We start from the raw sequence: 7,507 nt of genomic DNA on the forward strand, positions 1-7,507 counted from the left end.
TCCTCACGCAGATGCAGCTCCTCGTGAAGCAGATGACGCGGCTCGACGAGGCGGAGCAGCTCACCGGCCCGCAGGCCTCGCTCGCCAAGTACACGTGCACGCGTGGCGCGCGCGAGGTCGCCGCGATCGCCCGCGACCTGCTGGGCGGCAACGGCATCCTGCTGGAGAACCGCGTGGCGCGGCACTTCGCCGACATCGAGGCCCTGCACACCTACGAGGGCACCGAGAGCATGCAGGCGCTGATCATCGGTCGCGAGATCACGGGCACGAGCGCTTTCGCCTGACCCGCCCCGCCTGTCGAGCCCGCCCCCGCATCGTTGGTCGAGCTTGTCGAGACCTCATGTCTCGGCAAGCTCGACCAACGGCAGGGCTCCAGACCGAGGGGCCACGCACGTTAGAAGGTCGAGGATGACCCAGCAGACAACACCGCCCGTCGTCGAGATGACGGGCATCAGCGTCGAGTTCCCCCCGGTGAAGGCCCTCGACGGGGTCGATCTCCATCTGCGTCCCGGCGAGATCCACGCCCTCATGGGCGAGAACGGCGCGGGCAAGTCCACCCTGATCAAGGCCCTCACGGGGATCCACTCACCGACGGAGGGCACGATCCTGGTCGACGGCGTCGAGCGCCGGTTCACCGGACCCGCCGATGCCCGGGCGCACGGGGTGAGCACCGTGTACCAGGAGGTCAATCTCTGCGAGAACCTCACGGTCGCGGAGAACATCATGCTCGGCGCCGAGCCGCGCCGGCTGGGCGGCCTGCACTGGCGGGCGATGCGCCGGCAGGCGGCGACGCACCTCGAGCGGATGGGCCTGAGCATCGACCCGGCCTCGTCCCTTGGATCACACTCGCTCGCTGTGCAGCAGCTCGTCGCGATCTGCCGCGCCACCGTTGGTGACTGCAAGGTGCTGATCCTCGACGAGCCGACCTCCAGCCTCGACACCGACGAGGTGGCGCACCTGTTCACCGTCATGCGCGCGCTGCGCGACGACGGCGTGGCGATCCTCTTCGTGAGCCACTTCCTCGACCAGGTCTACGACATCTCCGACCGCATGACCGTGCTGCGCAACGGCCGCCTCGTCGGCGAGTTCGTCACCGCGGACCTGCCGACGCACGAGCTGGTCCAGCACATGATCGGCCGCTCGATGGACGTGCTGGAAGCCGCCGAGCACGTCGGGGAACGTGCCGACCGGCCAGCCGGCCGGACCCCCCTGCTCCAGGTGGTCGGTCTGGGCCGCAAGGGCTCCGTGCGGCCGTTCGACCTGGAGCTCTACGAGGGCGAGGTGGTGGGCCTCGCCGGCCTGCTCGGTTCCGGTCGCACGGAGCTGGCCCGCCTGCTGACGGGCGCGGACCGGGCCGACGTCGGCCAGACCCGCGTGGCGGGGAAGCCCGCCCGGCTGCGGACACCGCGTGCCGCCATGGACCTGGGCATCGCCTACACCTCCGAGGACCGGAAGGGCGAGGGCGTCGTGGACGGCCTGACCGTGCGCGAGAACATCGTGCTCGGCCTCCAGGCGCGGCGGGGCTGGATGCGGCCGCTGCCGCGCAAGCAGGTGGACGAGCTGGTCGCGTCGTACATCGAGCAGCTCGGTATCCGGCCCGCCAACCCGGAGGCGCTGCTGCGCAACCTGTCGGGCGGCAACCAGCAGAAGGTGCTGCTCGCGCGGTGGCTCGCCACGGCACCGCGGCTGCTGGTCCTCGACGAGCCCACGCGCGGCATCGACGTCGGCGCGAAGGCCGAGATCCAGAAGCTCGTGGCCGACCTGGCGGCCGACGGCATGTCGGTCGTCTTCATCTCGGCGGAGCTCGAGGAAGTGCTCCGCATATCCCACCGCATCGCAGTGCTGCGGGACCGCCGCAAGGTGGCGGAGATCGACGGAGGAGAAGCCACGATGGACCAGGTGGTCGACCTCATCGCCGGTGGCGGTGCGGCATGAGGAACCTGCTACGCCATCATCTGTTCTGGCCGGTGGCCGCCCTGGTCGTCCTGCTGGTCGCCAACACGGTCGCCAGCCCCAGCTTCCTCGCGATCACCGTCCGGGACGGACACCTCTTCGGTGCGCCGATCGACATCCTGCGGATGACTGCGCCGCTCCTGCTCGTCGCCCTAGGCATGACCCTGGTCATCGCCACGCGCGGCATCGACCTCTCGGTCGGCGCCGTGGTCGCGGTCTCGGGAGCGGTCGCGCTGTCGTACATCGCGTCGTCGTCCGACCCGGAGTCGCCGGTCACGGTGCTCACCGCGATCGCCCTGGCCCTGGCGCTGTGCCTCCTGCTCGGCGTGTGGAACGGGTTCCTGGTCTCGGTGCTCGGCATCCAGCCGATCATCGCCACGCTCATCCTGATGACGGCCGGCCGCGGCGTCGCCATGCTCATCACCGGCGGCATGATCACCACCGTCAACAGCGAACCGTTCAAGGTGCTGGGCTCAGGGTTCTGGCTCGGGCTGCCCGTCGCGGCGGTCCTCGCGTTCGGGGTGTTCGCCGTCGTCGCGTTCGTGGTGCGGCGCACCGCGCTCGGCATGCTGCTGGAGGCGACCGGCATCAACCCGGCCGCGAGCCGTCTCTCCGGGGTGCGGTCCAAGACGCTGACCTGGACCGTCTACGCGGCGGCGGGCCTGTTCGCCGGACTGGCGGGCCTGCTCATCAGCGCCGACACCATGGCCGCCGACGCCAACAACGCCGGCCTGTTCATCGAGCTCGACGCGATCCTCGCGGTGGTGATCGGCGGGACGGCGCTCTCGGGCGGCAAGTTCAACCTGTCGGGCACCCTGGTGGGCGCGCTCGTCATCGCGACCCTGGAACGGACGGTGACCGTGGTCGGCATCTCGCCGCTGGTCACGCCACTGTTCATGGCGCTGGTCGTCATCGCGGTCACGCTGCTGCAGTCGCCGAGGATGCGGGAGCGGCTCACTGCCGCCACCCGCCGACCCGTCGCCACGACGCCGGCCGAGCCGCAGCCCGCCGCACGCCCCGACTCGACGGAGGTGAAGGCCTGATGGCGACGTCGGCCCCCGCCCGCGCCCCGCGCGCACTGAAGATGCCGATCCGGCTGGACCGCCGCTACCTGCCCGTGGTGGGCACGTTCGTGGTGCTGGCGCTGATGCTCGTCGTGGGCGGCAGCAGGTACGACAACTTCGTCTCGCCCGCCGTGATCTCCAACCTGTTCATCAACAACGCGCACCTGATCGTGCTCGCGGTCGGCATGACCTTCGTGATCCTCACGGGCGGCATCGACCTGTCCGCCGGTTCGGTGCTGGCGCTGTCCACGGTGGTCACGGCCGCGCTGCTCCAGGCAGGCTGGCCGCCCGCCGTGGTGATCCCGCTCGCGGTGGGCGCCGGGACCGTGATCGGCCTGGCGCACGGCGTGATGGTGCACTACTTCCAGGTGCAGCCGTTCGTGGCCACGCTCGCGGGCATGTTCTTCGCGCGCGGCCTGTGCTTCGTCATCGCCCCGGAGTCCATCGCCATCGACAACGCGTCGTTCGTCTCGCTCGCGAGCTGGGTGCAGATCTTCGGCGGGTGGCGCATGTCGTCCGGCGTGCTCATCGCCCTGATCTTGGTGGGTCTCGGCTTCCTGGTGCTGCACTTCACGCGGTTCGGCCGCACGGTGTACGCGGTCGGTGGCGGTGAGCAGTCCGCCCTGCTCATGGGCCTGCCCGTGGCCCGGACCAAGGTGCTCGCCTACGTGGTGAGCGGCACGTGCGCCGGGCTCGGCGGTCTGCTGTTCGCCATGTACTCCCGGTCGGGCTACTCCCTGACCGGCGTCGCGATGGAGCTCGACGCGATCGCGGCGGTCGTCATCGGCGGGACGCTGCTGACGGGTGGCACCGGCTTCGTGCTCGGCTCCGTGCTGGGCGTGCTGGTGCTCGGTCTGATCCAGACCATCATCACGTTCGAGGGCACCCTCAGCTCCTGGTGGACCAAGATCGTGATCGGCGTGCTGCTGCTGATCTTCGTGGCGCTCCAGCGCGTGCTGACCCTCCGCAGGACATAGCGGGGGCCTCCGGCCCTGACTCGGCGTACCCGGTACGCCGAGTCAGGGCCGGAGTACCACCCACTCCCCACTCGCCATGTGATCCTCCGCGGACCACGCCATCTTCTGCGCTATCGCCCCGATATCGGTGGAAGATCGCATGGTCCGCAGAAGATGACGTGGCTCCCAGACCCATCCGCACGACGACGTGAGAGAGGGACCAGAGATGCCCACGAGTACAACGATGAAGAGATGGTCGAGGCGCCGGACGGCGCTCCTGGCGGCCGCGTTGACGATCGGGCTGTCGGCTCCGGCCGCTGCGGCGCCCGCGCCGGCGTCCGAGCCGCCCACCGGGCCCGACGCCGCAGCCGCGCCCGCAGCCGACGCCACCGCCACCGCCACCGCCACCGCCACCGCCACCGCCGAAGGCGACCACGCCGCCTACTTCTTCCCCTACTTCACCGGCGAGTCCACCGCCGACGGCGAGACCATCTCGTTCGCCGTCTCGAACGGCCCCGACCCGCTCGAGTGGACCACGCTGAACGGCGGCGAGCCGGTGCTCACCTCCACGCTCGGCACCGAGGGCCTGCGCGACCCGTTCCTGATCAGGGGCGACGACGGCACGTACTACCTGCTCGCGACGGACCTGAAGATGCACGGGGGCGGCAGCTTCGGCGACGCCCAGGAGACCGGCAGCCGCTCGCTCATGGTCTGGGAGTCCACGGACCTGGTGAACTGGGGCGAGCAGCGCGAGATCGCGCTGGCTCCCGAGAACGCCGGCAACCTGTGGGCGCCCGAGGCGTACTGGGACGAGGCGGCCGGCGAGTTCGTCGTCTACTGGGCCTCCGCCCTGTACCCCGCCGACGTCCCGCCCGCCGAGCGCGACATCCGCACGTCGTACCAGCGCATGATGTACGCGACCACCACGGACTTCGAGACCTTCTCGGAGCCCCAGGTGTGGATCGACGAGCCGCAGGGTGACGGCCTCGGCATGATCGACTCCACGGTCCAGGAGGAGGACGGCGTCTACTACCGCCTCACCAAGGACGAGTCGTACATGGGGATGCGGCAGGAGTCGTCCACCGACCTGCGGCGCACCCAGGGCGTGACCGAGGGCGACGGCTGGGACCTCATCAAGGAACGCGTCGGGTTCGGGCAGCCGAACCCCTGGGGCGGCACGTTCACCGGGGGCGAGGGGCCCACGCTGTTCCCGTCGCTCACCGACGACCGGTGGTTCCTGCTGCAGGACCAGCCGAGCTACCACGGCGGCCAGGGCTACATGCTCTTCGAGTCCGACGACCTGAGCAGCGGCGAGTGGACGGCCAACCTCGACGCGACTCTCCCGGCCAGCCCCCGGCACGGCACCGTCCTGCCGATCACCGCAGAGGAGCAGGCCGCACTGCTGGCGGCATACCCGCCCGCGGAGACCCCGGTGCAGGAGCACACGCTCGACGTCGACGCCGCCGCGGCGGGCACCGAGATGAGCGACGACCTGTACGGCGTCTTCTACGAGGACATCAACTACGCGGCCGACGGCGGCCTGTACGCCGAGCTGGTCCGCAACCGGTCCTTCGAGTTCGCGCCGACGGACAACGCGAGCTTCACCGGCATGACCGGATGGGACGTGGTGCAGCGGGGGAGTGCGGGCTCCGCCGAGGTGGAGTCCGAGCGGAGCGAGTGGCTCAACGACTCGAACCGGGCCTACCTGACCGTCGACGCCGACGGCCCCGGCGTCGGCGTGCGCAACGCGAGCTACAACGAGGGCTTCGCCGTCGAGCAGGGCAAGAAGTACGACTTCTCGGTGTTCGCGCGGGCCGAGCGCAAGCAGCGCCTCACGGTCAGCCTGGAATCGGTGGACGGTGCCACGACCTACGCCTCCACCACGATCAACGTCAACGGCAGCGACCGGTGGAAGAAGCACACGGCGAAGCTGACGGCGCACGGCACCGTGAACGACGCCCGCCTCGTGGTCACGGGCGGCGCGGCCGGCACGCTGCGCCTGGACATGGTCTCCCTGTTCCCGCGCGACACCTGGGACGGACCGGTCAACGGCCGCTCGGTGCTGCGCGCCGACCTCGCGCAGAAGGTCGCCGACCTGGAGCCGTCCTTCCTGCGGTTCCCCGGCGGTTGCGTCACCAACGTGGGTACGTTCGACACGTACCTGGAGTCGGACGGCGCGGACCGCCGTCGGACGTACCAGTGGAAGGAGACCATCGGGCCGGTCGAGGAGCGCCCGACCAACTGGAACTTCTGGGGCTACAACCAGACCTACGGCCTGGGCTACCTCGAGTACTTCGAGTTCGCCGAGGACCTGGGCGCCACGCCGCTGCCCGTGCTGTCGGTCGGCGCCAACGGCTGCGGCAGCACCATCCCCGAGATGACCGACGACGCCACCATCGACCGCTGGGTGCAGGACACCGTCGACCTCATCGAGTTCGCCAACGGGTCCGTGGACACCGAGTGGGGCGCCAAGCGCGCCGCACTGGGGCACCCGGAGCCGTTCGACATGAAGTACATCGGCCTGGGCAACGAGGAGAACACCGACACCTTCCAGGCCAACTTTCCCCGGTTCCGGGACGCCGTCGAGGCGGCCCACCCGGACGTCACGGTGATCTCCAACTCCGGCCCGGACGACGCAGGTGCCCGGTTCGACGAGCTCTGGGACTTCAACCGTGAGCAGGGCGTCGCGATGGTCGACGAGCACTACTACAACGACCCGTCGTGGTTCCTGTCGAACACGGAGCGGTACGACTCGTACGACCGCGAGGGCCCGCACGTGTTCCTCGGCGAGTACGCCTCACGGGGCAACGCCTGGTTCAACTCGCTGTCCGAGGCCGCGTACATGACCGGGATCGAGCGCAACGCCGACCTGGTGGAGCTTGCCTCCTACGCGCCGATGTTCGCCAACGAGGACTACGTCCAGTGGTCCCCGGACCTCATGTGGTTCGACAACGACGAGTCGTGGGGCTCGACGTCGTACTACACGCAGCAGATGTTCATGACGAACACCGGCGACCAGGTGGTCCCGTCCACGCACGACGGTCCTGAGGAGACGCCGGAGGACCTCTCGGGCGGCGTCTTCCTGTCGACCTGGAACACCCAGGCCGCGTACGACGACGTGACGGTGACCGACAACGAGTCCGGCGAGGTGCTCTTCTCCGACTCCTTCGACGACGGGTCGCAGTGGGACCCGAAGGCGGGTTCGTGGGCCGTGTCCGACGGCGAGTACGTGCAGTCGGCGGGCAATGTCACCGACGCCCGCTCGATCATCGCCGACGCGTACACGAAGGACTGGGACAACTACACCCTGGAGCTCGACGCCCGAAAGCTGGGCGGCAGCGAGGCGTTCCTCGTCGGGTTCGCCGCAGGCGGCCAGGACGACTTCTACTGGTGGAACCTCGGCGGGTGGAACAACACGCGGCAGGCGCTGCAACGGGCCGACAACAGCTCGGCGAACGAGGTGGCGGCGGTCGAGGGGCACTCCCTGGAGACGGGCCGGGACTACCACGTGAAGGTCGTGGTGTCCGGGCGGAC

The 7,507-nt window shown here is 69.8% G+C and carries 5 protein-coding genes; all 5 read left to right on the forward strand.

What is annotated here, in order from left to right; translation table 11 throughout:
- A partial coding sequence (locus AB0F40_RS26875; RefSeq protein WP_357475258.1) for an acyl-CoA dehydrogenase family protein occupies positions 1-284 on the forward strand: 284 nt, incomplete at its 5' end.
- Positions 285-408: 124 nt separating this feature from the next.
- Positions 409-1,935, forward strand: coding sequence for a sugar ABC transporter ATP-binding protein (locus tag AB0F40_RS26880; protein ID WP_357475261.1), 1,527 nt, complete (start codon positions 409-411; stop codon positions 1,933-1,935).
- The gene (locus AB0F40_RS26885) at positions 1,932-2,996 is read left to right on the forward strand and encodes an ABC transporter permease (RefSeq protein WP_357475263.1); all 1,065 of its coding nucleotides are present in this window, start codon (positions 1,932-1,934) and stop codon (positions 2,994-2,996) included. The genes AB0F40_RS26880 and AB0F40_RS26885 overlap by 4 nt, the downstream gene beginning before the upstream one ends.
- A complete protein-coding gene (yjfF, locus tag AB0F40_RS26890; RefSeq protein ID WP_357475265.1) occupies positions 2,996-3,994 on the forward strand; it encodes a galactofuranose ABC transporter, permease protein YjfF in 999 nt (332 codons plus the stop codon). Before AB0F40_RS26885 ends, yjfF begins: the two co-directional genes overlap by 1 nt.
- A 223-nt stretch (positions 3,995-4,217) precedes the next feature.
- On the forward strand, positions 4,218-7,507 hold a 3,290-nt coding region (locus tag AB0F40_RS26895; protein ID WP_357475268.1), incomplete at its 3' end, for an alpha-L-arabinofuranosidase C-terminal domain-containing protein.

The organism is Promicromonospora sp. NPDC023987 (assembly GCF_040639055.1).
Lineage (GTDB): Bacteria > Actinomycetota > Actinomycetes > Actinomycetales > Cellulomonadaceae > Promicromonospora.

Coding starts and splice junctions, on each gene's coding strand:
- AB0F40_RS26880 (WP_357475261.1), top strand. CDS start 409: ATGACCCAGCAGACAACACCGCCCGTCGTCGAGATGACGGGCATCAGC.
- AB0F40_RS26885 (WP_357475263.1), top strand. CDS start 1,932: ATGAGGAACCTGCTACGCCATCATCTGTTCTGGCCGGTGGCCGCCCTG.
- yjfF (WP_357475265.1), top strand. CDS start 2,996: ATGGCGACGTCGGCCCCCGCCCGCGCCCCGCGCGCACTGAAGATGCCG.